Annotated in this window: 2 protein-coding genes; both read right to left on the bottom strand. The window is 68.1% G+C overall.

Going from position 1 to position 2,332, the window contains the following annotated elements; genetic code table 11:
* Positions 1-112: 112 nt before the first annotated feature.
* Entirely contained in the window at positions 113-775 is a 663-nt protein-coding gene (gene phoU, locus ACXIZN_RS43085) for a phosphate signaling complex protein PhoU (protein WP_016337999.1), read from the bottom strand.
* Positions 776-855: 80 nt separating this feature from the next.
* The coding region (locus ACXIZN_RS43080) for an LCP family protein (protein WP_457960764.1) at positions 856-2,332 on the bottom strand (1,477 nt) is incomplete at its 5' end.

Here is a 2,332-nt window from a genome sequence, read left to right as displayed (position 1 = left end):
GTGGCTTTCGCGACAGGTGCGCAGGGGCGGGGAGACGACGAAAGGCCCTTCACCGCGTGAGATGCGGTGAAGGGCCTTTCGCACGTCCTATCCGGGAAAGTCCCCTTCAGTCCTAAAGCTCGTCGGGTCCGTAGCCGGGCATCTTGCCGGTCACCACGAAGATCATCCGGCGCGCGACCGAGACGGCGTGGTCGGCGAAGCGCTCGTAGAAGCGGCCCAGCAGGGTGACGTCCACGGCCGCGGCGACGCCGTGGTCCCAGTTCCGGTCCATGATGACCGTGAACAGGTGCTTGTGGATCTCGTCGACCTCGTCGTCGTCCGACTCGATCGTGCGGGCGGCCTCGACGTCCTTGGACTTGATGACCTGCTCGACCTGGCGGGCCAGGCTGACGCCGACCTCGCCCATCTTGGCGAAGTCCGCCTTCACCTCTTCGGGGAGCACGGGGTCCGGGTGACGGCGGCGCGCGGCCTTGGCCACGTGCAGCGCCAGGTCGCCCATCCGCTCCAGGCTCTCCGCCGCGTGGATCGCGGCGAGGACGGTCCGCAGGTCGGTCGCGACGGGTGCCTGCAGGGCCAGCAGCGCGTACGCCTGCTCCTCGCATTCGGCGCGCGCGTCGTCGACCTTCGCGTCGTCGCTGATCACCTGCTCGGCGAGTCCGAGATCGACCTCGAGCAACGCCCGGGTCGCCCGCTCCATCGCGTCGGCGACCTGGAGCGACATGCTCGCTAGGTTCTCGGCGAGCTGTTCGAGTTCGACATGGTAAGCCTCACGCATGGCCCAACCCTACGGGCAACAGGGTCCAAAAGCCGCATCCCAGAGTGAACCTGACGTGAACCCGGACTAACGAATGCTCCTCAGCCTGAGCTGCTGCTCTTCTTGGCGGCGCCGGACTTGGCGGAGCTGGTCGGAGCGGGTGCCTTCTCGCTCGCTGGGGGCGCCGGCGCCTTCTCTTCCAGCGGGGTGTTGTTGATCAGCGCGTCGAAGACGGCCTTCGCCCGGCTCTGCACCAACACCTCGTTGCCGCGCTTGTTCGCCTCTTCGGTGGTGGGCACGGTGAGGAACTTGACCTTGTCCGAACCCATCCCGCGCATCGACTTCGCCAGCGTCATCATCTGGTTGATGCCGATATTCTCGCCGAAGGTCGCCTTGGCGAACGCGTCGATGAACCCGCTGAGCTTGCCGGTGTCCAGGATGACGTCCTTCGACATCACCGTCTTCAGCAGCGCGCCGAGGAAGGCCTGCTGCCGTTTGATCCGGCCGTAGTCCGACGTCGGGTCGCCCTTGACGTGCCGCGCCCGGACGTAGTTCAGCGCCTGGTCACCGGAGATCCGGACCTCGCCCGCCTGCGGGATGATCATGCCGAGCGTGGTGTCGTCGACCGGTTTCTCGTTGTACACGGTGACGCCCTGCACGGCGTCGACCATGGATTTGAAGCCGTTGAAGTCGATCCCGACGAAGTGGTTCATCTTCATGCCGGTGATCTGCTGGATGACCTTCGTGACGCACTGCGGGCCGCCGACCGCGTAGGCCGTGTTCAGCTTCGCGATCTTCTGCGCCGGCGCGGACTCCTCCGAGTACGACGACGTCGCCGGGTCCCAGCGCTTGCATTCGGGCCGGTTGATCTCGAGGTCGCGCGGGAAGGACACCATGACGACGCGCTGCCGGTCGGCGGGGACGTGCGCGATCATGACCGTGTCCGACCGGGCGCCCGGGGTCCCGTCGGCGTCGCCGACGCCGTCTTCGGCGGCCGCGCCGTCACGCGTGTCGGAGCCGACCATCAGGAAGTTCTCGTCGCCGGTCTGGCCCGCGGCGTCCTGGATGTCGGCCGAATCTTCGTCGAGCGAAGCGACCGTGTTGAACTTCGCGTCGAACCAGGTCTGGGCGCCCCACGCCGAGCCGATGGAGAGGAACACGAGCGCGGCGACCACGGCGGCGGCGATCCGGCCCGCCTTGGCCGTCTGCTTGGTCTTGCGTTCCTTCTTCTCCTGCAGACGGGTCTGCGGGGCCGACTCCTCGGCGGCTTCCGCCGGCATGGAATCGGTGGTCGTGACCACGCGCTGCAACGCCGTGCGGGTCTGCTCCAGCAGCGCGGCGGGGCGGGCGGCGAGCCGTTCGCGGCGCTCGCGTTTCTTGGCCTCTTCGGCTTCGAGCTCGTCGTGCGCGGCGGAGAACCGGGCCAGCGTGTGGTCGATCTTGCGCTTGGTGATCGTCGCGTCGTCGATCGCCTCGAGCTCGTCGGTCATCGTGAGCCGGTCCATCTCGGACCTCGGCGGGACCGGCGTCTGCTGCACCGGCCGCTGCATCGGGCGGCGGGGACGACGCGGGGGCGGC

Source organism: Amycolatopsis sp. TRM77291 (genome assembly GCF_054166285.1).
Note: the sequence above shows the minus strand (reverse complement) of the source record. Positions and strands in the feature narration are given on the sequence as shown.